Source organism: Halorussus rarus (assembly GCF_003369835.1).
In the GTDB taxonomy this organism is placed as follows: domain Archaea; phylum Halobacteriota; class Halobacteria; order Halobacteriales; family Haladaptataceae; genus Halorussus; species Halorussus rarus.
Genome location: NZ_QPMJ01000001.1, coordinates 651397 through 675173, shown reverse-complemented (window position 1 = coordinate 675173; position 23777 = coordinate 651397). Strand labels below are relative to the sequence as shown.

The 23777-nt window shown below is 68.9% G+C and carries 28 protein-coding genes, 1 tRNA gene and 1 other RNA gene; 11 read left to right on the top strand and 19 right to left on the bottom strand.

Features of this window, described 5'->3' with window-relative positions:
• Position 1: 1 nt before the first annotated feature.
• A complete protein-coding gene (locus tag DVR07_RS03485) occupies positions 2 to 1111 on the bottom strand; it encodes an OBG GTPase family GTP-binding protein (protein WP_115795380.1) in 1110 nt (369 codons plus the stop codon).
• Positions 1112 to 1338: 227 nt separating this feature from the next.
• Between DVR07_RS03485 and DVR07_RS03480 the strand changes: the two genes are divergently transcribed.
• Together DVR07_RS03480 and DVR07_RS03475 are read left to right on the top strand one after the other, a co-directional pair.
• Positions 1339 to 1602 carry a VNG_1110C family protein gene (locus DVR07_RS03480; RefSeq protein WP_115795379.1) on the top strand — a complete coding sequence of 88 codons (264 nt, stop codon included), beginning with the start codon at positions 1339 to 1341 and terminating at the stop codon, positions 1600 to 1602.
• 116 nt (positions 1603 to 1718) lie between these two features.
• Complete coding sequence (locus DVR07_RS03475) at positions 1719 to 2210, top strand: 50S ribosomal protein L11 (protein ID WP_115795378.1); 492 nt, start codon at positions 1719 to 1721, stop codon at positions 2208 to 2210.
• 373 nt (positions 2211 to 2583) lie between these two features.
• Here DVR07_RS03475 and DVR07_RS03470 read toward each other — a convergent pair whose 3' ends face one another.
• Positions 2584 to 2973, bottom strand: a complete 390-nt coding sequence (locus tag DVR07_RS03470; protein ID WP_115795377.1) for a DUF7344 domain-containing protein — start codon at positions 2971 to 2973, stop codon at positions 2584 to 2586.
• A 210-nt stretch (positions 2974 to 3183) separates the two neighbouring features.
• Here DVR07_RS03470 and coaBC point away from each other — a divergent pair, with 210 nt between their 5' ends.
• Positions 3184 to 4338 (top strand): bifunctional phosphopantothenoylcysteine decarboxylase/phosphopantothenate--cysteine ligase CoaBC, encoded by a 1155-nt coding sequence (gene coaBC, locus DVR07_RS03465; RefSeq protein ID WP_115795376.1) that lies wholly within the window; start codon positions 3184 to 3186, stop codon positions 4336 to 4338.
• Position 4339: 1 nt separating this feature from the next.
• Here the strand turns inward: coaBC and mnhG are convergent, their stop codons facing one another.
• The 7 genes from mnhG to mbhE are packed head-to-tail and all read right to left on the bottom strand — an operon-like array spanning position 4340 to position 10446.
• Positions 4340 to 4684, bottom strand: coding sequence for a monovalent cation/H(+) antiporter subunit G (gene mnhG, locus DVR07_RS03460; protein WP_115795375.1), 345 nt, complete (start codon positions 4682 to 4684; stop codon positions 4340 to 4342).
• Between the two features lie 2 nt (positions 4685 to 4686).
• Positions 4687 to 4968 (bottom strand): monovalent cation/H+ antiporter complex subunit F, encoded by a 282-nt coding sequence (locus DVR07_RS03455; protein WP_115795374.1) that lies wholly within the window; start codon positions 4966 to 4968, stop codon positions 4687 to 4689.
• On the bottom strand, positions 4958 to 5623 hold the full coding sequence (locus tag DVR07_RS03450) for a Na+/H+ antiporter subunit E (RefSeq protein WP_115795373.1): 666 nt from the start codon (positions 5621 to 5623) through the stop codon (positions 4958 to 4960). Before DVR07_RS03450 ends, DVR07_RS03455 begins: the two co-directional genes overlap by 11 nt.
• Complete coding sequence (locus DVR07_RS03445) at positions 5623 to 7245, bottom strand: complex I subunit 5 family protein (RefSeq protein ID WP_115795372.1); 1623 nt, start codon at positions 7243 to 7245, stop codon at positions 5623 to 5625. Before DVR07_RS03445 ends, DVR07_RS03450 begins: the two co-directional genes overlap by 1 nt.
• Positions 7242 to 7598, bottom strand: a complete 357-nt coding sequence (locus DVR07_RS03440) for a sodium:proton antiporter (protein WP_115795371.1) — start codon at positions 7596 to 7598, stop codon at positions 7242 to 7244. Before DVR07_RS03440 ends, DVR07_RS03445 begins: the two co-directional genes overlap by 4 nt.
• Positions 7595 to 8059, bottom strand: a complete 465-nt coding sequence (locus DVR07_RS03435) for an MnhB domain-containing protein (protein ID WP_115795370.1) — start codon at positions 8057 to 8059, stop codon at positions 7595 to 7597. Before DVR07_RS03435 ends, DVR07_RS03440 begins: the two co-directional genes overlap by 4 nt.
• Positions 8056 to 10446, bottom strand: a complete 2391-nt coding sequence (mbhE, locus tag DVR07_RS03430; protein WP_115795369.1) for a hydrogen gas-evolving membrane-bound hydrogenase subunit E — start codon at positions 10444 to 10446, stop codon at positions 8056 to 8058. Before mbhE ends, DVR07_RS03435 begins: the two co-directional genes overlap by 4 nt.
• A gap of 226 nt (positions 10447 to 10672) precedes the next feature.
• Between mbhE and hpt the strand changes: the two genes are divergently transcribed.
• Positions 10673 to 11239, top strand: coding sequence for a hypoxanthine/guanine phosphoribosyltransferase (gene hpt, locus DVR07_RS03425; protein WP_115795368.1), 567 nt, complete (start codon positions 10673 to 10675; stop codon positions 11237 to 11239).
• 91 nt (positions 11240 to 11330) lie between these two features.
• Here the strand turns inward: hpt and DVR07_RS03420 are convergent, their stop codons facing one another.
• From DVR07_RS03420 to DVR07_RS03410, 3 genes are all read right to left on the bottom strand, one after another.
• The gene (locus DVR07_RS03420; RefSeq protein ID WP_193570007.1) at positions 11331 to 11621 is read right to left on the bottom strand and encodes a hypothetical protein; all 291 of its coding nucleotides are present in this window, start codon (positions 11619 to 11621) and stop codon (positions 11331 to 11333) included.
• Positions 11622 to 12081: 460 nt separating this feature from the next.
• Positions 12082 to 12154, bottom strand: a tRNA-Arg gene (locus DVR07_RS03415).
• Between the two features lie 13 nt (positions 12155 to 12167).
• The gene (locus DVR07_RS03410; protein ID WP_193570006.1) at positions 12168 to 12440 is read right to left on the bottom strand and encodes a Sec-independent protein translocase subunit TatA/TatB; all 273 of its coding nucleotides are present in this window, start codon (positions 12438 to 12440) and stop codon (positions 12168 to 12170) included.
• A 198-nt stretch (positions 12441 to 12638) separates the two neighbouring features.
• Between DVR07_RS03410 and DVR07_RS03405 the strand changes: the two genes are divergently transcribed.
• The gene (locus DVR07_RS03405; RefSeq protein ID WP_115795367.1) at positions 12639 to 13127 is read left to right on the top strand and encodes a redoxin domain-containing protein; all 489 of its coding nucleotides are present in this window, start codon (positions 12639 to 12641) and stop codon (positions 13125 to 13127) included.
• Positions 13128 to 13249: 122 nt separating this feature from the next.
• Complete coding sequence (locus DVR07_RS03400; protein WP_115795366.1) at positions 13250 to 14080, top strand: HD domain-containing protein; 831 nt, start codon at positions 13250 to 13252, stop codon at positions 14078 to 14080.
• On the opposite strand, the gene DVR07_RS03395 is transcribed toward DVR07_RS03400, so the two are convergent.
• From DVR07_RS03395 to DVR07_RS03385, 3 genes are all read right to left on the bottom strand, one after another.
• Positions 14077 to 15069 (bottom strand): PAS domain-containing sensor histidine kinase, encoded by a 993-nt coding sequence (locus tag DVR07_RS03395; RefSeq protein ID WP_115795365.1) that lies wholly within the window; start codon positions 15067 to 15069, stop codon positions 14077 to 14079. The two genes, DVR07_RS03400 and DVR07_RS03395, sit on opposite strands and share 4 nt — an antisense overlap.
• Before the next feature lie 61 nt (positions 15070 to 15130).
• Entirely contained in the window at positions 15131 to 16234 is a 1104-nt protein-coding gene (locus tag DVR07_RS03390) for a glycosyltransferase (protein ID WP_115795364.1), read from the bottom strand.
• 88 nt (positions 16235 to 16322) lie between these two features.
• Positions 16323 to 17330, bottom strand: coding sequence for a glycosyltransferase family 4 protein (locus DVR07_RS03385; protein ID WP_115795363.1), 1008 nt, complete (start codon positions 17328 to 17330; stop codon positions 16323 to 16325).
• A gap of 291 nt (positions 17331 to 17621) precedes the next feature.
• On the opposite strand from DVR07_RS03385, the gene DVR07_RS03380 reads away from it, so the two are divergent.
• Positions 17622 to 17897, top strand: coding sequence for a ribonuclease P protein component 4 (locus tag DVR07_RS03380; RefSeq protein ID WP_115795362.1), 276 nt, complete (start codon positions 17622 to 17624; stop codon positions 17895 to 17897).
• Positions 17898 to 17950: 53 nt separating this feature from the next.
• Here the strand turns inward: DVR07_RS03380 and DVR07_RS03375 are convergent, their stop codons facing one another.
• Positions 17951 to 18850, bottom strand: a complete 900-nt coding sequence (locus DVR07_RS03375; protein ID WP_115795361.1) for a bile acid:sodium symporter family protein — start codon at positions 18848 to 18850, stop codon at positions 17951 to 17953.
• Between the two features lie 144 nt (positions 18851 to 18994).
• Here DVR07_RS03375 and DVR07_RS03370 point away from each other — a divergent pair, with 144 nt between their 5' ends.
• The 3 genes from DVR07_RS03370 (at position 18995) to DVR07_RS03360 (ending at position 21745) form a co-directional block, all read left to right on the top strand.
• On the top strand, positions 18995 to 19240 hold the full coding sequence (locus DVR07_RS03370; protein WP_115795360.1) for a YhbY family RNA-binding protein: 246 nt from the start codon (positions 18995 to 18997) through the stop codon (positions 19238 to 19240).
• 76 nt (positions 19241 to 19316) lie between these two features.
• Positions 19317 to 20198: a mechanosensitive ion channel family protein gene (locus tag DVR07_RS03365; protein ID WP_115795359.1), complete on the top strand. Its 882-nt coding sequence runs from the start codon at positions 19317 to 19319 to the stop codon at positions 20196 to 20198.
• Between the two features lie 245 nt (positions 20199 to 20443).
• Complete coding sequence (locus DVR07_RS03360; RefSeq protein WP_115795358.1) at positions 20444 to 21745, top strand: hypothetical protein; 1302 nt, start codon at positions 20444 to 20446, stop codon at positions 21743 to 21745.
• Positions 21746 to 21825: 80 nt separating this feature from the next.
• Here DVR07_RS03360 and ffs read toward each other — a convergent pair.
• The 3 genes from ffs to DVR07_RS03345 all read right to left on the bottom strand — a co-directional run bounded on the left by ffs (position 21826) and on the right by DVR07_RS03345 (position 23298).
• An RNA gene (gene ffs / locus DVR07_RS03355) (signal recognition particle sRNA) lies at positions 21826 to 22140 on the bottom strand.
• A gap of 92 nt (positions 22141 to 22232) precedes the next feature.
• On the bottom strand, positions 22233 to 22730 hold the full coding sequence (locus tag DVR07_RS22290; protein WP_240318844.1) for a DUF5658 family protein: 498 nt from the start codon (positions 22728 to 22730) through the stop codon (positions 22233 to 22235).
• Between the two features lie 133 nt (positions 22731 to 22863).
• Positions 22864 to 23298 (bottom strand): DUF7548 family protein, encoded by a 435-nt coding sequence (locus tag DVR07_RS03345; protein ID WP_115795357.1) that lies wholly within the window; start codon positions 23296 to 23298, stop codon positions 22864 to 22866.
• 81 nt (positions 23299 to 23379) lie between these two features.
• On the opposite strand from DVR07_RS03345, the gene DVR07_RS03340 reads away from it, so the two are divergent.
• Positions 23380 to 23664, top strand: coding sequence for a DUF5798 family protein (locus DVR07_RS03340; protein ID WP_115795356.1), 285 nt, complete (start codon positions 23380 to 23382; stop codon positions 23662 to 23664).
• Positions 23665 to 23777: the final 113 nt, after the last annotated feature.

Genomic DNA, 23777 nt, shown 5'->3' with positions numbered 1-23777 from the left:
ACTACTTCCGGACGACCATCCGGAGCACGTCCTCGTCGGCGAGTTCGTGGTCCTTGCCGACCTGCTGCTCGTCGTGCTTGGCGCTGGGGCCGGAGACGCGGGCGAACCGGAACCGGTCCTCGAGTTCGCCCCCGAGCTTCCGGGCGGCGTCGCCGACCGTCGACCCCTTCTCGAGCACCAGCGGCTCCTCGTAGTCGACGCCGCGGCCGGGCTTGTCCATGTAGATGCGCATCAGGCCCAGTTCCTCCCAGACGGTCTCCTTCAGCGAGTCGAGCCCGCGTTCGGCCTCCGCCGAGATGAAGATGGCCTCGTCGGGGTCGATGCCGTACTCCCGAAGCTCTTCGTTGACGGTGTCGACGTAGTCGGGTTCGATGAGGTCGACCTTGTTCACGGTGACGATGGAGGGGATGTACTCGCGGTTGTCCATCACGCCGTCGACCAGCCGGTCGATGTCGACCTGCTCGCGGATGGTCACGTCGGCGTTGACGTAGCCGTGCTCCCGGAGGACCTCCTCGACCACCCGCTCCGAGAGGTCGAGGTCGACGCTCGACGTGACCCGGATGCCGCCCTTGCCCTTCTTGGATATCTTGACGCTCGGCGGCGTCTGGTCGAGTCGGATCTTGTTCTCGTAGAGCTCCTTCCGGAGCCGCTCGTACTGGTCGATCTCGAACACCGAGAGCACGAACACGACGAGGTCGGCCGCCCGGACGACCGAGAGGACCTCCTGGCCGCCGCCCCGGCCGTGGGCCGCGCCTTCGATGAGGCCGGGCACGTCGAGCAGCTGGATGTTCGCGCCGTTGTACTGGAGCATGCCGGGGTTGACGTTGAGCGTCGTGAACTCGTAGTCGCCGACCTCGCTCTCCGCGGCGGTCAGCGCGTTCAGCAGGGTGGACTTGCCCACGCTCGGGAAGCCGACGAACGCGACGGTGGCGTCGCCGTGCTTCTCGACGTGGTAGCCCTCGCCGCCGCCGGCCGAGGACTGGTTCTCGAGTTTCTCCTTCTTCTCCGCGAGCTTGGCCTTCAGCCGCCCGATGTGCTCCTCCGTGGACTTGTTGTACGGAGTCTCGGATATCTCCTCGCGGAGGTCCTCGATTTCTTCCTCCAGTCCCATTAGGAGTGAGTCGGCCGTGCGCGCCGAAAAAGGCTTTCTTTCTGCGGAGTTGCCCGTCCGCGCCCGCGACGATACGCCCTCGACCGCAATTCGTCGAGGAGTCGTACACGGAGGCGATGCGTCGACAAGTACCACGGCGGGAATCGCGTCGCAGCGGTCGCGTACGTCCGGCCGACAGTATAACTTCGATACGTTAATACGTCGGTAGCGGAACCACCCGGACGACGATGCCGGACCCCGCCACGCTCCGCGACAGCACCCAGATCGTCATCGCCGCGGCGGTGCTGGAGGGGTTCCGGGACGACCTCGACGAGCAGTTCACGCTGACCTTCTTCGAGATGAACGTCGACGCCGAGAACCGGACCGACGACGCGAATCCGACCGCCGACGGCGACCACGCCACCGGCGACTACGTCCGCATCATCGGCAGTCCGGTCGAGATCAAGGGCGCCAGCGAGTTCCTGAGCCGGCAGGGCGTGAGCGTCCGCTGAGGCGCCGACCCGGCGGTGCGCCCCGTGCGACGACGCGGCGCGCCGACCGCAGACCCCCGACTCGCCGAGCGTCCGAAAAGCAAGCCTTAAAACTGCTCCGAGGTGTTCGTTTAGGTATGGCTGAGACGATAGAAGTACTCGTCCCCGGCGGACAGGCCGATCCCGGTCCGCCGCTGGGCCCGGAGCTCGGACCGACCGCGGTCAACGTACAGGAGGTCGTCAACGAGATCAACGACCAGACAGAGGCCTTCGACGGCACCGAGGTGCCCGTGACCATCACCGTCGAGGACGACGGCGGCTTCGAGATCGAGGTGGGCGTCCCGCCGACCGCGGCGCTCATCAAGGACGAGGCCGGCTTCGAGACCGGGAGCGGCGAGCCCCAGGAGGACTTCGTCGCCGACCTCTCGATCGAGCAGGTCAAGACGATCGCCGAGCAGAAGAAGCCCGACCTCCTCGCGTACGACACGAGGAACGCCGCGAAGGAGATCGTCGGCACCTGCGCCTCGCTGGGGGTCACCATCGAGGGCGAGGACGCCCGCGAGTTCAAGGAGAAGGTCGACGCCGGCGAGTACGACGACGTACTCGGTGTCGAGGAAGCGGCGGCGTAGCGAGCGCACGTCGACCGAATCCACGGCGTACCGCCCGACCAACTGCTCTCCTGCTTTCCTCACGCGACGTCGCCGACTGACCGGCCACCGTGTCCGAGTGACCGTTCCGAAGAGAGGTGCCCAAACGGCGGTACCGAAGGACGGGGCCGAAGAAATGGTGTCGAAGTGGCGGTACTGTAGGGACGGTATGCGCGGGGACGGGAGCAACCCCGGCCGGACGGCTCGGGAGTCCGCGGTGCGAAGAATACGAAACCGTCGTCGGTCGTCGCGGGGCCTGGTCTCCGGCGGGCGAGGTCGCGGATTCGCGGGGGTCAGCGGAGTCGCGTGCGTATCGGGGTCCGCGGTGCGAGGGCCACCGGATCCGATCCGCGGCTCACTGACTCACTTCGAGGCCGCGCAGGTTCGAGGTGCGGCCCGCCCGGAACAGCTCGGGTTCGCGCTCGCTCGTGCACCGGAGCAGCGGGTCGAGGTCGTCGCCGTCGTCCGCGAGCTCCACCGCGCCTCGCTCGCGGTCGTACTCCACGGCGCCGGCGTCTGCGAGCTTCGGCAGGTGCGAGTGGACGAGCGACACCTCGACCGACTGGGGGTCGATCTCGTCGCCCTCGCCCGACTGCCACGCGGCGATGCGCTCGGCGAGCTCCTCGACGGAGGTTCGGCCGTTGCGCTTCAGCGTGTAGAGGACGCCCCGTCGACGCGCGTCGCGGAGGAGGTCGAAAGCCGCACTTACGTCGTCGATCGGCTCGTTTCCGTGGTGGTCCGACATACAGGACACTCCTGGTGCCGGGGGTACATTAACCGGCCCCTCACTCCCGACGGTTGCAAACGGTCCGTTTCGACCGTTCCGACTGTTTCAATGTAAGCTTACCAATTTTTAAGGGATGCCGGGAGTCGTCGCCGCCGAATTCGAACCGTCGGCGACGCGCGGCGTTGCAACCCGCACCTCTTTAACCTATCAGGACCCGAACGTCGGGTAATGCTCGCGGGAACCAACGTCGCGCTCGGGGTGACCGGCAGCATCGCGGCGGTCAAGGTAGTCGAGTTGGCCCACGAACTCCGGCGGCGGGGCGCGTCGGTCCGCGCGGTCACGACCGGGGCCGCGCGCGGTATCGTCCACCCGTGGGCGGTCGAGTTCGCCACCGAGAACCCGGTCGTCACCGAGATCACCGGCGCGGTCGAGCACGTCGAGCTGTGCGGCCGCGACGGCTGGGCGGACGTGTTCCTGATCGCGCCCGCGACCGCGAACACGGTGGGCAAGATCGCGGCCGCGGTCGACGACACGCCGGTCACGACCTGCGCGACCACCGCGCTCGGCGCAGGGGTCCCGGTGGTCGTCGCGCCCGCGATGCACGAGCCCATGTACGACCACCCGGGCGTCCTCGACGCCATCGACCGCGTCGAGTCGTGGGGCGTCGAGTTCGTCGACCCCCGCATCGAGGAGGGAAAGGCAAAGATCGCCACCGAGGACGCCATCGCGCTCGACCTCGCCCGCGCGACCGCGCCCGACCGCTTCGACGGCGCGAACGTCGTCGTCACCAGCGGCGCGACCAGCGAACCCGTCGACCCGGTGCGCGTGCTGACGAACCGGTCGTCGGGCAAGACCGGTCGGGCCGTGGCGCGCGCCTGCTACGCTCTCGGCGCGGACGTGACGCTGGTCCACGACGGCGACGACGTACCCTACGCCGAGGTCGCCAGCGTCGAGACCGCGGCCGAGATGACCGAGGCGGTGCTCGACCGCGTAGAGGGTGGAGCGGCCGACGCCGTCGTCTCGGCCGCGGCGGTATCGGACTACACCGTCGAGGCGGCCGACGAGAAGATCCGGTCCGGCCAGGAGCTCGCGCTCGACCTGACGCCCACGCCGAAGCTCATCGACGAGGTCCGCGAGACCGGCGACCTGCCCGTCGTCGGCTTCAAGGCCGAGACGTCGGGCGACGACGAGGCGATGGTCGCGGCGGCCCGCGAGACGCTCCGGCGGGCCGACCTCGCGTTCGTGGTCGCCAACGACGCCGGGGTCATGGGCGACGACCTGACCCGGACGCTGTTCGTCCGCGAGCACAGCGTCCGGGAGTACGAGGGGTCGAAGGAGCGACTGGGCTGGCGGGTGGCCGAACAGCTGGCCGACGAACTGTGAGTCAGTCCGACCCCGGTTCGTCGACTTCCTCGGGCCACTCGGCCTCCTGGCCGTAGAACGGGACGCCCATCTTGTGGGCCGACCGGGAGATGAGATGGGCGCCGGTCGGCGCGGTCAGGAACAGGAAGACGATGCCGACCAGCGAGGTCAGGCCCGCGCCCTGCGGCCCGTAGTAGGCGAATCCCGCGAGGAGTATCGAGGACGCGCCCAGCGTGGTCGCCTTGCTGCTGGCGTGCATCCGATTGTACACGTCGGGGAACCTGAGCAGGCCGACCGTGCCGATGAGCAGGAAGAAGCTCCCGACGGCGACGAGCGCCGCGACGACGAACTGTTGGATGGCGTTCATGGTCACTCGATGATGTCTCCTTCGATGACGTACTGGCTGACCGCGATGGTGCTGATGAACCCGATGATCGCCAGGACGAGGCTCACCGTGACGAACAGCCCCTCGCCGGTCGTCAGGGCGTACAGCCCCGCGATGGCGACGACGTTGGTCGCGATGGTGTCGAGCGCGACCACCCGGTCGGGCACCGTCGGGCCCCGGACGACCCGGTAGCCCGCGAACAGGGTGAGCGCCGCGGTGAGTACGATCGCCCCGTTCAGGACCGCCCCGAGCAGGTCACTCGCCATCGGACTCACCTCCCTCGGAGGCGTCGGCGGCCGGGTCACGGTCGTCGCCCGCTCCGTCGCCCTCGCTCCGCTCGCGGGCGCCACCGTCGGCGCGGCCCTCCCGGGTCGCGACCGGGACCTCCGGGACCGGGTCGCCGGGCTTGCGCTCCTCGTCGAAGATGACAAGCGCGTAGTCCTCCCACGCCCGGATGGGCTCGACCACGGCCTCGCGGTTCCGGCCGGTGATGCCGTGGACGTACAGCGTGTTGGTCTCCTCGTCGTGGTCCATGGTGAGCGTGCCGGGGGTCAGCGTGATGGAGTTGGCGATGGTGGTGACGGCCGCGTCGGTCTCGACCCGGAGCGGGACGACCACCACGTCGGGCTCGATGGGCATCCCCGGCGCGAGCACGCGGTAGGCCACGTCGAAGTTCGCGGTGAGCAGTTCCTTGAGGAACAGCCCGACGTAGACGGCCGCGTAGGGCAGCGCCCGGAGGTTCCGGGTGAGGTCGGTCCGCTCGGTGTAGAACCGCCGGAACGCGAACGCGACCGGCAGGCCGAAGCCCAGTCCGATGAGGAACTCGCCCAGGATGGCGGCCGGGTCGAGCGCGACGCCGCGGACGAACAGCCACAGCACCGCGAGCAGGACGCCGACCACGGGCCACTTGCGGGGCTTCATCAGTGACCACCTCCCCCGCCGGTGGCGGCGCTCTCGGCCCCCGAGAGGACCGCGTCGATGTACCCCTGGCGGTCGAGCGCGGCGTGCGCACCGGCCTCGGCCGCCCGCATCACGACGTCGAAGCCGACGCCCAGCACGGCGATGGCCAGCGCGAGCGCGACCACGACAGCGACCAGCGAGAACCGGGCCTCGCCGTGCTGGACGAGCAGCGAGGGCTCGCCCCAGAACCCGCGGTTCCAGGCCCGCGAGAAGTACGCGATGGTGAGTATCGCGCCGAACAGCGCGACGGCGATCCCGACCGTCGAGCCCGTCCGGCCGGCCGCGTCGAAGACGAGTAGCTTGCCGAAGAAGCCCGACAGCGGCGGGATGCCGATGAGCGCGAGCGCGCCGACGAAGAAGCCGGCCGAGAGCCACGGCGCGGTCTCCGAGAGCCCGCCGAGGTCGGGGAACTCCTCGGTGCCGACCGCGTCGTACACCGCGCCGCTGGCCATGAACAGCAGGCTCTTGGCGAAGCCGTGGTTCAGCGCGTACACCAGCGCGGCCGCGACGCCGAGCACCCGGATCTCCTGGCTGGTCGCGGTCGCCGCGATGGCCAGCGGCAGGACGATGAACCCGACCTGACCGATGGAGGAGTACGCGAGCAGCCCGTCGATGTCGTCGCGGCCGACCGCGCCCAGACCGCCCACGACGATGCTGGCGGCGGCCATCAGGAACAGCACCGGGCCGTAGAACGACAGCAGGGCGCTCCCGCCGTCGGGGACCGACAGGCCGGGCAGCGAGAGGCCGGAGATGGCGGCCCCGGCGAACACCGTGAAGTACACCCTGATGATGGCGTAGACGCCGACCTTCTTGACCACGCCGGCCAGCATCGCCGACACCGGCGCGGGCGCCGCGCGGTACGCCGCGGGCACCCAGAACTGGAACGGCGCGAGGCCGGCCTTGAGCGCGAACACCGCGAACAGCAGCGCCGAGAGACCGAGCACGGGCGCGACCGAGAAGCCGCCGTACGCCGCGGGGTCGGCCACCCGCCGCGAGAGGTCGGCCATGTTGAGCGTCCCTGTGGTCGAGTAGATGCCGCCGATGGCCAGCAGCATCACCGCGCTCCCCACCAGGTTCAGCACCACGTAGTGGAGCGCGGCCCGGGTGTGCTCGGGCCCGCTGTAGAACACCACGAGCACGTAGCTCGACATCAGCATCACCTCGAACCAGACGAAGAGGTTGAAGATGTCGCCGGTGAGGAACGACCCCGTGACCCCGACCAGCATGAAGTGGAACAGCGGGTGGTACGAGACCCGCTGGCCGAAGCTGTCGACGTACGACGCCGAGAAGACCAGCGCGGCGAGCGCGACGACCGCCGAGAACGCGAGCATGAACGCCGACAGCGGGTCGGCGACCAGCGTGATGCCGAACGGCGCCTGCCAGCCCGAGAGCTGGTAGCTGACGACGTTGCCGGCGCCCAGCGGGTCGACCGACGAGACCAGCCACGCGACCGCCGCGACGTAGCCGAGGCCGCCGAGCAGGCTGAGGGTGACCTGCGCCCTGCCGAACCGCCGGGTCAGCAGGGTCGCGATGGCGGTGACCAGTCCGACGAGCAGCGGCGCGATGACGAACTGCTGGCTCACGCGCGATCACCCAGTTCGAGCAGGTCGATGGTGCCGTGCTCCTCGTACACCCGATAGGTCAGCACGAGCGCGAACGCGGTCGTGCCGAAGCCGATGACGATGGCGGTCAGCACGAGCGCCTGGACCAGCGGGTCGGTCGCGGCGTGACCGCCGCCGTGACCGCCGTGACCCAGGATGGGGACCCCGCCGGCGAACCCGCCCATCGTCACGAGGTAGACGTTCGCCGACTGGCTGATGATGGTGACGCCCCAGACCACGCGCACGACGTCCCGGCGCAGCACGAGGAAGGTCCCCAGGGCGAACAGGGTCCCGAGGACGACCGCGAGCACGAACTGCGGTTCGGTCGCGGTCATTCGGTTCCCACCACCGCGAGGATCGTGAGCAGCGCGCCGACCACCACGAAGTAGACGCCGAGGTCGAAGGCGAGGGCGCTCGCGACGTGGAGTTCTCCGTAGATCGGCAGGGCCGGGAGATACCAGTGGGACTGATAGAGGAAGTTGTACCCGAACAGCAGCGGCACGAGGCCGGCGACCGCGGCGACCGCCAGCCCGACCGCGAAGGCGATCTGGTAGTTGGCCACGATGCCGTGCTGGAACGACTCCAGCAGCGGGTCGCGGAACTGGTGAAGCAGCTCCTCCTGCAGGTAGTCCAGTCCGTAGATGACGTATATCACCGCGAACGCCGTCACCGTGAGCACCCCGCCGATGAAGCCGCCGCCGGGGAGGTTGTGGCCCTGCAGCAGCAGGGCGACGGCGGTCACGAGGATGAGCGGTACCACTGTCCGCGTGACTGTCCGCGCGATTACCGTGCTCATTGGGTCTCACCTCGCTCTCGCATCGCGACCAGCGTCAACACCGAGAGGGCCGCCATCGCGACGACCGATATCTCGCCCATCGTGTCGAACGCCCGGAAGTCCACCAGGATGACGTTGACGACGTTGCCGCCGCCGCCCTCGGGGACCGACAGCTCCAGGAACTCGCCGGCGATGCTCTCGGCGGGCGCGGCCGCGGTCGAGACCAGCACGGTCACGAACACGGTCGCGCCGACGACGACCGAGAGCGCGCCGTCCCGAACCATCTTGCCCCGACCCGCGTTGCCGTAGAACGCCGGCAGCTTGTCGAGGACGAGCAGGAAGATGACCAGCAGGAGCGTCTCGACGACCAGCTGGGTCAGCGCGAGGTCGGGCGCGTCCGCGAGGACGTAGAACACCGCGACCATGAACCCCAGGATCGAGAGGGTCAGCACGCCCGAGATGTGCGAGGGCGCGATGGACACCGCGAGCGCGCCGACGATCGCGACCCCCAGCACGAGCGCCATGGCCAGGGTCACCGAGAAGCCCGAGAAGCCCGGGACGCCCACGCCCGCGGCGGCGTAGCCGGCGAGCGCGAGCGCGGCGACCCCGGCCATCGCCCACGTGGCGTACGTCCGGAGCAGGCCGTTCTGGATGCGGCCGGCCGCGGCGTCGCTCCAGCCGTTGACGCCGAACACCGCCGAATCGTAGTACCAGTTGGCCCGCAGGAGGTCGACGTCGGTCAGCCGGTTCACGCCGCGGTGGAGCCGGTCGTAGAACGGATAGGCCGCCGCGCCCAGCGCGATGGTGACCGCGCTCATCGCGGCCGCCGGGGTCAGGTGGGTCGGCACGTAGTAGTGGAACGCGTGGCCCTCGGCCGCCGGCGGGAGGGTGCTGGCCCACACCTCGCCGACGAAGTGGTCGAACGGCGCGAAGTGGACGCCGAACGTCCCGAGGACGCCGCCGATGCTGATGGCGCCCGCGAGGACGCCGAGCAGAAGCGGCGGCGCGAGCATCACCTTCGGCGGCGAGTGGACGCTGTGGAGGCCCGTCGGCTTCTCGCCGAAGAACAGCATCAGGAACTTGATGGAGTAGAGGAAGGTGAAGACGCTGCCGAAGACGGCGACCGCGGGGTAGAGCCACGCGAGGCCGCCCGCGTGCGCGGCGGCCTCCCACGCGGCCTCGAAGAGGAGCTCCTTGGAGTAGAAGCCGTTGAACGGCGGGACCCCCGCCATCCCGAGCGCCGCGACGGCGGTGATGGCCCCCGTGACGGGGAGGTCCTCCCAGAGCCCGCCGAGGTTCTCAATCTTCCGGGTGCCGGCCTCGTGGGCGATGATACCGGCCACGAGGAACAGCGCGGCCTTGAACGCCGCGTGGTTGACGATGTGGAACGCGCCGGTCTCGCCGCCGAGCTCCGAGACGAAGCCGAACCCGGCCACGATGAGCCCGAGGTGGCTGGCGGTCGAGTACGCCAACAGCTCCTTGATGTCGGTCGCGCCCACCGCCAGGATGGCGGCGACGGTCATCGTCGTCAGGCCGAGGACAGCGAACAGCAGCTGCCACTCCTCGCCGACCAGAATCGGCCGGAGCCGCCCGAGGAGGTAGACGCCCGCCTTGACCATCGTCGCCGAGTGCAGGAACGCCGAGACCGGCGTGGGCGCCTCCATTGCGTTGGGCAGCCAGATGTGGAGCGGGACCTGCGCGGACTTGGCGGCCGCGCCGATACCCACGAGCGCGAGGACCGGCAGGAACATCCCGGCGGCCCGCAGCTCCTCCTGGACCAGTTCGGCGTTCTCCAGCATCCAGACGATGTTGAACGCGTTCGACGCCGTCGTCACGTCGAGCAGTACGTCGTGGAGCAGCAGGAAGCCCACGAGCATGAAGAGGCCGCCCGACACAGTGATGAGCATCGATTTCCGGGCCGCGTACTGCGAACTCCCCTGTCGCTGGTAGTGGCCGATGAGGATGAACGACGAGAGGCTCGTCAGCTCCCAGAAGACGAACAGTGCGACGAGGTCGGCGGCGAACGCCACGCCGAGCATCGACCCCATGAACGCGAGCAGCGCGGCGTAGTACTTGGGCTGGGCCGGTTCCCCGTGCATGTAGCCGCCCGAGTAGGTGAGGATGAGGACGCCCACCCCGCTGGCCAGGAAGCCGATGAGGAGCGAGAGCCCGTCGACGTAGAAGCTCACCGAGACACCGAGCGAGGGAATCCACGGGACCGTGACCGCGCCGTGCGCGCCGTACTGGCTGGCCACGAGTCCGAAGCAGGCCAGCGCGACCGCGGCCGCGTAGTAGGCGGTGCGCTCGCCGAGTGCGCGGTAGACGAGCGGCACCAGCGCGGCCGCGGCGAACGGCAGGAACACGACGGCGAGTACCGCCGACGCTGCCGGGTCCGGTGTCTGTAGCACGTGCGAGACTCACCGGGGACCGGACTTAACAGTTCTCAAATCGGGTGTCGATTCGCGGGGGTACGACCGGACGGGCCGGCCGACGACTGGCGGTCGAGTCCGTCGCTCGGGGTTCCGGGCGGGTCCGAGTGCCCGGGTGATGAACCGTGGGGACGCCTCGCGTGCGAATCGGGCCCGCGGGCGCCCGATTCCGTCACCTTTTATTGACCCGTCGAGTACCCCCAACATGGATAAGCTCAAGCGGTCCCTGTTGGACGCCCCCATCATCGAGAAAGACGGCTACCACTACTTCGTCCACCCCATCAGCGACGGAATTCCGGTCCTCGAACCGAGTCTGCTGCGCGAGATCGTCATCCGGATCATCCGGAAGGCCGAACTCGAGGACGTCGACAAGATCGTCACCCCCGCCGCGATGGGAATCCACATCTCGACCGCGGTCTCGCTGATGACCGACATCCCGCTGGTGGTCATCCGCAAGCGCGAGTACGGCCTCGAGGGCGAGGTCGCGCTCTCCCAGCAGACCGGCTACTCCGAGAACGAGATGTACGTCAACAACGTCCACGAGGGCGACCGCGTCCTCCTGCTCGACGACGTGCTCAGCACGGGCGGCACGATGAAGGCCATCACGGAGGCCCTCGAACACATCGGCGCGGACGTGGCCGACGTGCTGGCGGTCATCAAGAAGGAGGGGCCGAACGAGCTCGACAACACCGACTACGACGTCAAGACGCTGATCAACGTCGACGTTCGGGACGGCGAGGTCGTCATCACCGACGAACACGGCGACGGATAGGACGAACGTGGCGTCAGATAGGTAGTCGCGCACGCGCTGTCAGCTGTCTATTTTTCAGTCGAAGAACAGAACGGGCGAGAACAGCGGCCGGTCAGTTCGACAGCCGCGACCGAACCGCGGAAAGTTCCTCCGAGAGGCTCCCCGACAGCGACGGCGAGCGGAGCGCCGCGATGCCCGCCCAGAGGACGCCGGTGAGCAACGACCCGGTGGCCGAGAACGACATTCCCATGGTGTAGAAGCTCGCGCCGTAGACGACGCCGATGAGCGCCGACGGGAGGCTGGTCCCGAGCGGAACCCGGGCCGTGTGGTCGCGCAGCGTCGGGGCGAGGAAGACGATGGAGAGCACGCTTCCGACGAGGAAGACGAGATCCTGCCAGATCACCGTACCACCGTTCCCGGGGCGAGAGATTTCGTAGTCATCACTCCTTCGTAGGGACGACGACCGTGTAACCCTACCCCGTATACGTATTCGAGGGGCGGCCGGCGGGGTGTTCGATAGCTAGCGTTGCGAACTGCTGGCGCGGAACGCGTGCGAGTGAAGACCGTGCGGGACGGTCGGGCGTGCGATCCTTCTGGCCGTCCCGAATCTGCAATGTGAGAGCTCGAATCCGTACACTTTGCTTCCGGTCTCGCGTCGCTCGACACGAGAGCGGGCGTGACGGGACCGAGCGAACGCGGTTTGTTCGCGAGGGTCGTCACGCCCGCGAGGCTGAACGCAGTGAAGCCGAGCGGGCGTGACGGGATTCGAACCACGGTCGGACGTGCTCGCTCCGCTGCGCGCGACCTCCCTGATTCGAATCCCGCAGGCTTCGTTCTCGGTCTCGCGTTGCTCGACACGAGAACGGGCGTGACGGGATTCGAACCCGCGATCAGAGGGTTAGGAACCTTCTGCCCTATCCACTAGGCCACACGCCCCACAAAAAAGCGGTCAGTTGGTGTTGGTTTCCGTGTCGGTCTCGGTGGCCGTGTCGGGCGACGCGTCGTTGACGGTGTCGGTGCTGGTCGCGTCGGGGTTCTGCATCTCCTGCAGTTCCTCCTCGACTTCCTGACGGCCCTTCTTGAACTCGCCCATGGCCTCGCCGGTCGAGCGGGCCAGCTTCGGGATCTTGTTCGCGCCGAACAGCAGGACGGCGATGAGGAGGATCACCATCATCTCCATCCCGCCGGGCACGGGTCCGAACAGTGGAATCATCTGTACCATCTCTACCTGAGGATAGCTGATTCTCGACTATAGGCTTTTTGCTAGTTCTCCGAGGTCGAGGGGGTGCCGAACCTGTTCGGTAGCGACATTTCCGGCGGCGCGAACGCGGTGTGCGAGCGAGTTGCCGGCGACGGGACGCCGCAGCCGCCCGTCCGGATTCGGAACTGACTTTTCCCCGACGCGTTTACCGGTGACCGTATGGTCGAAGTAGGCGACGACGCACCGGACTTCACCGCACCGCTCGCGAACGGCGACGTCGAGGAGTTCACCCTCTCGGAGCAACTCGACGACGGACCCATCGTCCTCGCGTTCTTCCCCGGCGCGTTCACCGGGGTCTGCACCACCGAGATGGCCACCTTCGAGGAGGAACTCGACGAGTTCGACGAGGCGGGCGCGACCGTCTATGGGATCTCCGTGGACGCGCCGTTCTCGCTCAACGAGTTCCGCGACCAGGAGGACCTGAGCTTCGGGCTCATCAGCGACTCCAACAAGGAGATCATCGACGACTACGGCGTCGAGATGGACTTCGCCGACATGGGCTACTACGGCGTCGCCAAGCGGTCGGTCTTCGTCGTCGACGACGACGGCACGATCGCCGACAAGTGGGTCACCGACGACCCCGGCGTCGAACCCGACTACGACGCGGTCCGCGAGGCGGCCGCCGACGCGGCCGAGGCCGCCGACTGATCGCCGCCGCCGCGGACCGGCCCTGAACCTGCCACGTGTCGGTACCGAACCGTCGACCGGCGCGCGGCGACCTCCCGACTCCGGGCCGAGCCCTTTTTCCGCTGGGGGTCGAGGTATTACGTATGAGCGAGACCGACGAACCCGAGCACTCCGACGACGAGGGTCGGGAGTACGACCCGACGGCAGACCACGCCTTCCCCGACGAGCGCCTCAACGAGGTGCTGGAGTTCGTCCACGACGACCCCGAGATCCAGACCTACCTCCGCGCCCAGAACGTCAACCCCGTGGTCCGGAAGGGGTACAACGACCACGGGCGCAAGCACATCTCCATCGTCCGGAACCGGGCGCTGGCGCTGTACGACCTGCTCAAGCAGGGCGGCGTCGACTTCAACGGCGCGTCCGAGCAGGGACTCGAGGAGGCCGACGAGAGCGTCATCGTCGCGCTGGCCGCGACCATCCACGACATCGGCCACGTCGTCCACCGCGACGAACACGCCTACTGGTCGATCCCGCTCGCGGCCGACCTGCTCGACCGAATACTCCCGCAGTTCGACTTCTACGACACCGAGGAGGTCGTCCGGGTCAAGGGCGAGGTGCTCCACGCCATCCTCTGTCACCACACCGAGGAGGACCCGCTCACGACCGAGGCGGGCGTCGTCCGGGTCGCCGACGCCCTCGACATGGAGAAGGGCCGCTCGCGGATGCCCTACGAGAAGGGCGGCCGGGGCATCGACACCGTCTCGAGCCAGGCCATCCAGCGCGTCTCGCTGATGCAGGGCGACGCGGTGCCGGTGCTCGTCGAGATCGAGATGCTCAACGCCGCGGGCGTCTACCAGGTCGACAACCTGCTGAAGGCGAAGCTCCGGGACTCCGGGCTCGAGGACGACATCCGCATCATCGCGGTCAACATTCGCGAGGACGGCAACCAGCTGGTCGAGCGCGTCGAACTCTAGAAGCGGACCTCGAAGCGCGCACCGGTCAGTTCCCCGGTATCGACTTCCTCCCCGGCGACGCGTATCGACCACCCGTGGGCATCGACGACCCGCTCGACGATGGTGAGGCCGAGCCCTGTCCCGCCTTCGCCCGTCGAGTACCTCGCGTCGAAGACCGACTCGCGTTCGGCCGGCGGGACGCCGGGCCCGTCGTCCTCGACGTAGAAACCGTTCTCGAGCGCGCCCACCCTGACGGTCGTCGCGCCGTGCTCCACCGAGTTCCGGAACAGGTTCTCGAAGACGTGGCCCAGCAGGTCCGGGTCGGCCTCGAATCGGACCGACTCGCCGAACGTCAGGTCGATTGCCCCGGTGTCGACCTGCCGCCACGCCCGTTCGGCGCTCGCGGTCAGATCGACAGCTTTCGTCTCCTCGACCCTGTCCCGACGGGCCAGCAGCAGCGCGTCCCCGACGATGGCGTCTATCCGCTCGAGCGACTCCACCAGCGGGTCGGCGTGCTCGGACTCCATCATCTCGACGCGACCCATCGCCACGGTGAGCGGATTCCGGATGTCGTGGCTGAGAACGTTCGCCACGGTCTCGAGCCGGTCGTTCTTCTCGCGGACCTCCAGTTCCGCCAGCTTCCGGTCGGTGATGTCGAAGTGGACGACCAGCAGGTACTGTTCGCCGTCGTGGTCGAACACCTCCGCGCGCATGACGAACCAGCGGTCCCGGTCCGGCGCGTGACAGGGGTACTCGACCGAGACCTCCTCCCGCTCCCCGTCGACGAGTCGCCGGAGCGCCGCGGCGGTCCGAGCGGCCTTCTCGTCGTCGCTCGCGTCACAAACCGCCAGGTAGTTCTCGCCGACGTGGTCGGGTTCACCGCCGTTCGTGGTCCCGAACTCGCGCCACGCCCGGTTCGTGGCGAGAATGCGGCCGGTCGGGTCCAGAATCGCGGCCTGACCCGGAAGCGAGTCGAATGCCGAGCGCACAACCGCGTCTGAGATAGTCACGGTTTCGAATTCCGCCAGAGGGCCTTGTACGGTTCGGTGCGTGTCACACTTGCAACATCGGTCACCGGATGCGGTCGTAGACGTCACGCAACCGGTCGACCGCCCGCTCGACGCCCACCTCGTCGCGACGGGCCAGGCAGGTCTCGCGGAGCGCCTCGCGCTCGGTCAGCGTCCGGCGGACGGCGGCTCGGAAGTCCGCGACGTCGCCGCTCTCGTAGTGGTAGCCCGTCTCGCCGTCGTCGATGGTGTTGGCCAGTGCACCCGCGTTCGCGCCCACGACGGGCGTCCCGCAGGCGTTGGCCTCCAGCGCGACCAGCCCCTGGGTCTCGACCGGGCTCGGGAACGCGAAGGCGTCGAGCGCCGAGTAGAAGGCGGCCATCTCCTCGCGGTCGAGGAAGCCCAGGAAGCGGGCGTCGGCTCCGAGGTCGGCGGCCTGCGCTTCGAGGTCGTCGCGGGCCGGGCCGTCGCCGCCGAAGACGACGGTCACGTCCATCTCCGCGGCGGCCTCGACCAGCTCCGAGAGGCGCTTCTCGTAGCCGTGCCGGCCGGTGTAGCCGACCAGCGGTCGGTCGCCGTCCAGGTCGTGGCGGGCGAGGAACTCGTCGGGGTCGACCGGCCGGAACCGCTCGGTGTCGACGCCGTTGGGCACCACCTCGACGGTCGTGTCGACGCCGACCTCCTCGATCAGGTGGTCGCGGGTCGCCGCGGAGGGCGCCAGCACCGCGTCGGCCCGGCCGAAGAACCACCGCTCGTAGCTCTCCGAGATGCGACCGACCACCGAGGCCACCGTGTCCGTGGGCGAGACGTACGAGGCGTACTCGCTGGTGGGCGTGTGATACGACGCCACGAGGGGGACGTCCTGGTCGCGCGCGAGGCGCAGTCCGCCGAGCCCGAGGCCGAACGGCGTGTGGGCGTGGACCACCTCGGCGTCCCGGACCGCCCGGGGGATCTTCGGCGTGCCGAGGCGGAACCCGTCGTAGAACGGGAACGGCAGGCTCCCGACCGGGTGCTCGCCGTCGGTCGGTCGGTGACCGTCCGCCTTGGGGTAGACCACGTCCATCCGCCCGCCCGCCCGCTCCCACCGCTTGCGCCACGACGCGATGGTGTAGGTCACGCCGTTGACGGTCGGCAGGTAGGTGTCGGTGAACGCGGCGACCTGTTCCATTGTTGGCCCCTTTGGGAACCGGTACTTAAGACCTTTTGAAGTTCGCTCGCAGTTGAAATCAGCTCTCGATCCGAGGAGAGACGGGCTGCTACGCCAGATCGCGGTACAGCGAGACGAGGTCGTCGCCGACAGCGTTCAGTTCGAACTCCGAACTCTTCGCGGCGGCGGCCGCGCCGAGGCGCTCGCGCAGGTCCGGGTCCCGGAGCCGGTCGAGCTCGTCGGCGAAGTCCCCGACCGCGTCGCCGGCCTTCAGGCAGTGGGTCCCGTGGTCGAGCCAGTCGTAGGTCGGGATGTCCCGGATGACCAGGGGCTTGCCGCAGGACATGGCCTCCAGCAGCGCGATGCCCTCGTTCTCGTTCTTCGAGGGCCAGAAGAACGCGTCGCCGGCCGCGAACGCACCCTCGATGTCCTCGACGTAGCCCGTGAACTGGCAGTTGTCGGGCGCGCTCTCGACGAGTCGCTTCGTGTCGCGGCTCTTGAGGAACCGGTCTAGCTCCCCGCCCGCGGGGTTGAGGTAGCCGAACCAGACGAAGTCGAGGTCGGGCATCGCGCGGGCGGTCTCGACGAACGCTTCGAGCCCCTTGCGCTTGATGACGTGGCCGACGTTGAACACGACCGGCGGGTCGAGGTCGTAGCGGTCGAGGTACTCCTCGCGGAGGCCCTCGTCGTCGAACCCCGCCACCTTGTCGGGGTCGAACCCGTTGCTGATGACGGTCTTGGGCGCGTCGGCGTAGTCCTCGACGACCCGACGGTTGTGCTCGGAGGGGCAGACCAGGTGGTCGGCGAGCGAGTAGGCGTACTTCAAGTAGGGCTTCATCGGGCGCGCGAGCGCGTTCGAAAGCGCGAAGCTCTCCCGGAAGTCCTCCGCGGTCTGGTGGGCGTGGACCAGCACCGGCACGTCGGTCCTGCGGGCCCGCCGGGCGTAGTAGACCGACTTCGGGCCCATGTTGTTGAGGTGGAGCAGGTCGGCGTCGAGGGTCGGCTCGGTGGTGTACTCGATGCCCCGACGGTCCAGTATCTTGCGCTGATTGTCGACCGACTGGGCGTGCCCGCCGGTGATGTACTCCTCCCACTCGAAGTAGTGGCTCACCTTCATCGGTGGAATCCGCCCCCGAAACTGCCGATTCCGGGGTCGCTACGTGCGCTCACTGTCGGACGGAAAACGGGCGCGGGACAAAACGCTACCGGAACGCGGTCCAGCGGTCACGGACCGCGGTTCGCGCCGGCGGTGGCAGATCGTCACGTCCCGTTCCGGAGTCGGTTCCGCCGGGGAGAAACCAAAAACTATTTTACCCACTCGGAGAATGCTCCCCTTGGGGCAACACAGGAACCTTCTATCCTTGTCCTGTCTCGCCCCGGAAACCCCCACCCCCCATTCCCATATTGCATGACGATAGCCGAAGAGCGCATCGAGCGCCTCGCTACGCTCGCCCGCGACGCCGCCGCGGAGTGCCACGACGACCGCGCCCGCGAGTACGTCCGGCTCGCCCGTCGCCTCGCCGAGCGCAACCGCGTCGCGCTCCCGAAGCGGCTCAAGCGCTTTTCCTGCGACGCCTGCGACAGCTACCTCCGTCCCGGAAAGAACGCCCGCGTCAGGACGCAGGACGGCCACGTGGTCCTCACCTGCGACTGCGGCGCGCAGTCGCGGTATCCGTACGAGTAACCCGCGTTCGCACGGACTGAGTTCTGTTCTCGCGGGAGTGTCGGCACTTCGGGCTATGCTGCGAACCGCCTGGCGAGGAGCGCGCTCGACGCCATCTCGACGACGCCGAACACCACCGCCGGCAGCGACGCGCTCGCCGGGAAGCCGGCCGCGGTCACCAGCGCGGCAGCGACCGCGAAGTCCCGCATCCCGACCGAGAGCGCGCCGGCGACCCGCGCCGGACCGTCCGCCGACCGCGTGCCGACCCAGCCGAGCGCGTAGCCCGCGAGGTTGAGTCCGAGCGCGCCCGCGCCGACGACGACCAGCAGGTCGGTCTCGCTCCGGATCAGCGACGCGTTGGCCGCGGTGACGCCGCCGATGATGAGGATCACCATGAGCGCGGAGACGGTCGGGTAGTAGTCGTCGTACCGGCCGACGCGCGCTTCCCATCGGGTCCGCGCGCCGACCGCGACCGCCATCGGCGCGACCACCGCGACCGCGAGGCTCTGGGCGATCTGCCAGCCGTCGACGCGGACCCCGGAGCCGAGCAGTAGTCCGACCGCGAGCGGCGTGAAGACGGTGCTCCCGACCCCGATGACGACGAGGGCTGTCGAGGCGAGCGCGGCGTCGCCGTCGGCGAGCGCGGTCATCGTCGGCGTCACGAGTTCGGGCGTGACCGCGCCGAGGAGGACGAATCCGGCGGCCAGCGGGGGCGACAGGCCGAGGACGCGCGCGATGCCGAACGCGACCGCCGGCATGGCGGCGTGGCCGAGGAGCACGCGGCCGAGCGCCGACCGGTCGACCGACGCGAACGCCGAGGCCGAGAGGGTCAGCGAGACGCTGCCGACCATAATCGCGAGGATGGGCGTCGAGAATCCCGCGATCGCGGCCAGGCTCGGAAACGCGACCCCGAGCGCGACCGACAGCAGGACCCATCCGAACAGGTAGTCGTTGACGATGCTCGTGACGTCCATCGCGCGACGGTTGGGCCATCGGCGGGATAAAGCCCACCGACCGCGCGCCCGACGACCGCACCTCCAGCAGCCCGACCGTGCGCGAGCGTCCGTCCGCCGACTGGGTGCAAGCGTTTTAAGCCCGTCCGCTCCCCAGTCGGACGTATGACCGACGAAGACCTTCGGAAGCGGGCCCACGACCTCGACGTGACCGTCTGGGTCGGGAAGTCCGGCATCGACTCCGTGACCGACGAACTCGCCGACCAGTTGGCCGACCGCGACCTCGTGAAGGTGAAGTTCCTCCGGGCGGCCCGCGGGGGCACCACCACCGACGAGCTCGCCGACGAACTCGCCGACCGGGTCGACGCCGACCTGGTCGAGACGCGCGGGAACACCGCGGTGCTGCACTGACCTTCCGGGAGACGCCTGAGTCCCGCTGTTCTGCCCGAGACAGTAGTTTTTCCTTCCGCCAGGACTCTTTGGCAGTATGGTCGAACCACTTCCGATAATCGACAGCTTCCTGCCGACGGCGTACGCGCTGGCCGTCACCCAGGCGCTGTACTTCGTGGTGGCTTTCCTCGCGGTCTATCTGATCGGGCGGGCGACGGTGATTCCGCTGGCCGGCCGGTTCCTCGACCGGCGGAACGTCGACACCCACGCCAAGAAGCCGCTGGTCCGGATCGTGAGGTTCGGGGTCGTGTTCGTCGCCGTCTCGGTTGCGTTCGGGTTCGCCGACTACGGCAACTTCCTGACCTCGCTGGCCACCATCGCGGCCGCGGCCACGCTCGCCATCGGGCTGGCGACCCAGGACGTCATCAAGAACTTCGTCGCGGGCGTGTTCATCTACACCGACAAGCCGTTCAAGATCGGCGACTGGATCGAGTGGGACAACGACACCTACGCCGGCATCGTCGAGGACATCGGACTGCGGGTGACCCGCGTCCGGACCTTCGACAACGAACTGCTGACCGTGCCCAACTCCTCGCTGACCGACGGCGTCATCAAGAACCCCGTCGAGGCCGACCGGCTCCGGCTGAAGTTCCTGTTCGGCATCGGCTACGACGACGACATCGACCGCGCGACCGAGATCATCGTCGAGGAGGCCGAGACCCACCCCGACATCCTGGACGACCCGGCGCCCTCGGTGCGGCTCACCGAACTGGGCGACTCGTCGGTCGGCCTCCAGTCGCGCATCTGGATCGCCGACCCCTCCCGGAGCGACTACGTGAAGACCAAGGGCGAGTACGTGACCAGCGTCAAGGAGCGGTTCGACGAGGAGGGCATCGACATCCCCTACCCGAACCGGACCCTGGGCGGCGGCCTCGAACTCGCGAACGTCGAGGCGGTCTCCGCGACAGCCGACGACTGAGCCCGCTTTCGTTCTCGTCCAGGCGCGACGGCCGGATCGCCCGCGTCGCCGCGCAGTCACGAATCTTCACCGCCGACGCCGCCCTTCGGTCAACGACGAAAGCCAACTTATAAAAGGCGGATTCGAGATGCTGCTACCTGCATGGCACGCGAGCGGTCGGAGATTCCCCCTCCACGAGCAACGGTTAGTAGCGACGCCCCCGGCAGCGAAGCGCCCGCCCCGCCGACCCGCGGTGGTCCGCCGCGATGAGGTCGGCTGCGGCGGCGGTCGTCGCGCTGCTGGTAGTGGCGACGCTGAGCACCGGCGCGCTGGCGGGTCTCGACGACGGCGACGGCGTCTCGACGGTCGACGAACTGCTGGGCCCGACCGACCCGCTCAGGTCCGACACCGACGGCGACGGTCTGGCCGACGGCGCGGAGCTCGACCGCGGGACCGATCCGACAGTCGCCGACACGGACGGCGACGGCCTCGACGACGGGAGCGAGATCGATGCGGGGTCGGACCCGACTAGCGTCGACACCGACGGCGACGGTCTCGACGACGGACCCGAAGTCCACGACTACGGCACAGATCCCGCGAACCCCGATACCGACGCCGACGGGCTGGCCGACCGCGCGGAGGTCGTCGAGTACGGGACCGACCCGACCGAGAGCGACACGGACGGGGACGGCCTGTCTGATAGCGCCGAAGTGAACGACCAGCCGACGGACCCGACGGATCCGGACACCGACGGGGACGGGCTCGCGGACGGCGCGGAACTCGACCGCGGAGCCGACCCGACGGTCGCCGACACCGATGCCGACGGCCTCGACGACGGCCCCGAGGTCCACGACCACGGCACCGACCCGACCGACCGCGACACCGACGGTGACGGGCTGGGCGACGGCGTCGAGGTCCGGGCCGGGGCGCCGCTGGCGGCCGCCGACCCTCTGCGCAAGGACGTGTTCCTGGAACTCGACTACATGCGGGGCACCACCGCGCCGACGGAGAAGCTGAAGAAGGTCGAGCGCGCGTTCGCGAACGCGCCCGTCGAGAACCCGGACGGGTCTCGCGGTATCGACCTCCACGTCGGCGTCGCCGACGAGCCGGTCGCGCCCGCGGCGAACACGTCGCTCGCGGAGTACTCGAACGGGTACTACCGGTCTGCGTTCGACACCCGGGGCCGCGGCTACTTCCACGCGCTCATCGTCAAGGAGGTGCCCGACCGCGGCGGCGGCAACCGGGTCGGCATCACTTCGACAGGCGTCGACGGGATGATCGTCGAGGACCGGCCGAGCCGAGTCCGGGTCGTCAAGACGCTGATGCACGAACTCGGCCACAACCTCGGGCTCCACCCCGGCCGACACCGCGGCATCGACTCCTACGCGGTCCAGCCCCGGCGGTATCCGAGCGTGATGAACTACCACCGACTCGGCGGCTGCGACTGCAACTACGACTACTCCGACGGGACCAACTCCCCCGACGACTTCGACGACTGGGGGTACATCGCGTCGGCGCTGGCCGAGGAGACGCCGAACGCGACCGCAGTGCGGGCACAGGTCGAGTAGCCCGCGCTCCGCCGCGTTCCATCGCAGCGTGGTGGGGTCGACGGCGCGATCGCTGTCGAAAGCGTGAATGACGAAGTATGAGTGCGGACGACCCGGAATTGCCCGGCGTTCCGTGCCGGGGAATCCCGGTCGCGTCCTCCACCCCGCAACCCTGCGAGCGATAGCTGTCCAGTGGTCCGCTGCTCGCTTCCGCGCCTGACGGATTACCACCGGCTAACTCCGACCGCAGCACTCCTGCGAGTGCCCGCCGGAGACCGCTATCCCCGTAGGACGAGGCTTCGAAGTCGGCTTCCGGGGCCCGGCACGGTCTGACCGGACGCCTCCGGGGTTCGGTCCCCGCTGAAGACCGTAGTGCGGGTAGTGAGCAGGGCCTAACTGCCCGACCTAGTCCATCTTCTACTAAGCGGCCGGGGGCTTAAGGGCCTTTCGCTAATCGCGCGACGGCAGGGCCCGGACGGCGGCGATCAGCCGTCGGAAACCGGCGCGGTCACGCGGCGGCCATGATGGCCCACGCGTTGGCGACCACGACCACCAGACCGACCAGGAGGTAGGCCGCGCTCCCCGCGCGGAACGTCCGCCGGGCGTCGCCGGTCACGCCCGGCAGCAGCAGGAGCACCACGGCCGCCATCGCCTTCAGCAGGACGAGACCGCCGAGCCCCGCCTCGGCGATGACCGCGCTCGCGACCGGGTTGGCCTCCTCGAGGCCCATCGCCATGCCGACGCCCGTGGTTATCACGTCGCCGACCATGAGCGCGAGTACCCCGCCGAAGAGGACCGGCGAAACGTAGCCCCACCACGACCGGCCGTCGTCGCGGAGGACGTACTCGCGGTCCTCCTCCAGTAAGAACTCGTCGTCCCGGAGCATCCAGCGCTCGCGGGCCGCCTCCGACTCCGCGAGGTCGCCCAGCCCGCCCTCCCCGGTCGCGTCGTCGCCGGCCGGGCCGTTGCCCAGCCCGCCGGTCTCGACGGCGTCGTTCTCGGACACGGACCGAGTTACACGAGGACTGGGCTTTGTTATGCATCGGCTGACAGGACGTCACGCGGGGGCTGGGACCGAGTAATCGGTCGCTACTCCCGGCGTACCGAACCGCTCGGACAGCGAGCCTCCACCGCGACGACTACAGCACGTCGCTGGCGTACCAGCCCGCGCTCGCGGCGACCGCGACCGCGGTCGCGAGCAGCACCCAGCGGTGGTAGTCGAACGCCGCGTTGTCGGTGAGGCTGCCGACCAGGCTGCCGGCGGCGACCGCCCACCACAGCACCACCAGCGCCATGAACCCGCCGAGGACGACCGCCGCGCCCGCCGCTGTCGGCGGGTCGGTCCGGCCGTTCCGGCCGGCGGCGAACACCACGACCGCGACCATGGCGAGCAGGCCGACCACGAGGTGGACCGGGAGGGGCGTCGGGGCGCTGTAGTAGACCGCGGCCTCGGTCGCGTCGATGAGGAAATACGGCGCGACGACGGCCGCGATGACCGCGAGCGCGGCGACGACGCCGACCGCCGGCGCGGGGGTGTCGGGCAACTGCTCCTGCGAGAGGCGCTCCTGGGACATACGCGGGCGTTCTCCGGAGGCCTCATTAAGCCCGGCGGTCGAGTCGGAAAAGTCACGTATCGGGCGACCCAACTCGTTGGCATGGGACTCGGAAGCACGGCCAAGAAGGTCCAGAAGCTCGCCGACACCGCCGAGAAGCTGTACAGCAAGCTCAACGAACTCCGCGACCAGGTCACCGAGATGCGCGAGAAGCTCGACGCGACCAGCGAACGCGTCGAGCGACTGGAGCGGGAGAACGCCGAACAGCGCGCGCTCCTCGAGGCCATCGCCGAGGACCGGGACATCGACGTCGACGACGTCGAGGCCGACCCCCTCGACGCCGGCGGTGACTCCGCGGAGACCGAGGACGCCGAGGCCGAGGCGTAGGGTCGTCGTTTCTTCAGAACGCCGGAGCCGCGTCCGAGCGAGACCGCGACGAGGAGGAGTTTCGCCGCGGTCCCGAAAACCACACAAAAAAGGTTAACCGCCCTCCCAACTTT

What these genes read in the sequence shown, in the direction of transcription:
- DVR07_RS03485 (WP_115795380.1), bottom strand. Translation starts at nt 1,111, where the DNA reads ATGGGACTGGAGGAAGAAATCGAGGACCTCCGCGAGGAGATATCCGAG.
- DVR07_RS03480 (WP_115795379.1), top strand. Translation starts at nt 1,339, where the DNA reads ATGCCGGACCCCGCCACGCTCCGCGACAGCACCCAGATCGTCATCGCC.
- DVR07_RS03475 (WP_115795378.1), top strand. Translation starts at nt 1,719, where the DNA reads ATGGCTGAGACGATAGAAGTACTCGTCCCCGGCGGACAGGCCGATCCC.
- DVR07_RS03470 (WP_115795377.1), bottom strand. Translation starts at nt 2,973, where the DNA reads ATGTCGGACCACCACGGAAACGAGCCGATCGACGACGTAAGTGCGGCT.
- coaBC (WP_115795376.1), top strand. Translation starts at nt 3,184, where the DNA reads ATGCTCGCGGGAACCAACGTCGCGCTCGGGGTGACCGGCAGCATCGCG.
- mnhG (WP_115795375.1), bottom strand. Translation starts at nt 4,684, where the DNA reads ATGAACGCCATCCAACAGTTCGTCGTCGCGGCGCTCGTCGCCGTCGGG.
- DVR07_RS03455 (WP_115795374.1), bottom strand. Translation starts at nt 4,968, where the DNA reads ATGGCGAGTGACCTGCTCGGGGCGGTCCTGAACGGGGCGATCGTACTC.
- DVR07_RS03450 (WP_115795373.1), bottom strand. Translation starts at nt 5,623, where the DNA reads ATGAAGCCCCGCAAGTGGCCCGTGGTCGGCGTCCTGCTCGCGGTGCTG.
- DVR07_RS03440 (WP_115795371.1), bottom strand. Translation starts at nt 7,598, where the DNA reads ATGACCGCGACCGAACCGCAGTTCGTGCTCGCGGTCGTCCTCGGGACC.
- DVR07_RS03435 (WP_115795370.1), bottom strand. Translation starts at nt 8,059, where the DNA reads ATGAGCACGGTAATCGCGCGGACAGTCACGCGGACAGTGGTACCGCTC.
- hpt (WP_115795368.1), top strand. Translation starts at nt 10,673, where the DNA reads ATGGATAAGCTCAAGCGGTCCCTGTTGGACGCCCCCATCATCGAGAAA.
- DVR07_RS03410 (WP_193570006.1), bottom strand. Translation starts at nt 12,440, where the DNA reads ATGGTACAGATGATTCCACTGTTCGGACCCGTGCCCGGCGGGATGGAG.
- DVR07_RS03405 (WP_115795367.1), top strand. Translation starts at nt 12,639, where the DNA reads ATGGTCGAAGTAGGCGACGACGCACCGGACTTCACCGCACCGCTCGCG.
- DVR07_RS03400 (WP_115795366.1), top strand. Translation starts at nt 13,250, where the DNA reads ATGAGCGAGACCGACGAACCCGAGCACTCCGACGACGAGGGTCGGGAG.
- DVR07_RS03390 (WP_115795364.1), bottom strand. Translation starts at nt 16,234, where the DNA reads ATGGAACAGGTCGCCGCGTTCACCGACACCTACCTGCCGACCGTCAAC.
- DVR07_RS03385 (WP_115795363.1), bottom strand. Translation starts at nt 17,330, where the DNA reads ATGAAGGTGAGCCACTACTTCGAGTGGGAGGAGTACATCACCGGCGGG.
- DVR07_RS03380 (WP_115795362.1), top strand. Translation starts at nt 17,622, where the DNA reads ATGACGATAGCCGAAGAGCGCATCGAGCGCCTCGCTACGCTCGCCCGC.
- DVR07_RS03375 (WP_115795361.1), bottom strand. Translation starts at nt 18,850, where the DNA reads ATGGACGTCACGAGCATCGTCAACGACTACCTGTTCGGATGGGTCCTG.
- DVR07_RS03370 (WP_115795360.1), top strand. Translation starts at nt 18,995, where the DNA reads ATGACCGACGAAGACCTTCGGAAGCGGGCCCACGACCTCGACGTGACC.
- DVR07_RS03365 (WP_115795359.1), top strand. Translation starts at nt 19,317, where the DNA reads ATGGTCGAACCACTTCCGATAATCGACAGCTTCCTGCCGACGGCGTAC.
- DVR07_RS03360 (WP_115795358.1), top strand. Translation starts at nt 20,444, where the DNA reads ATGAGGTCGGCTGCGGCGGCGGTCGTCGCGCTGCTGGTAGTGGCGACG.
- DVR07_RS03345 (WP_115795357.1), bottom strand. Translation starts at nt 23,298, where the DNA reads ATGTCCCAGGAGCGCCTCTCGCAGGAGCAGTTGCCCGACACCCCCGCG.
- DVR07_RS03340 (WP_115795356.1), top strand. Translation starts at nt 23,380, where the DNA reads ATGGGACTCGGAAGCACGGCCAAGAAGGTCCAGAAGCTCGCCGACACC.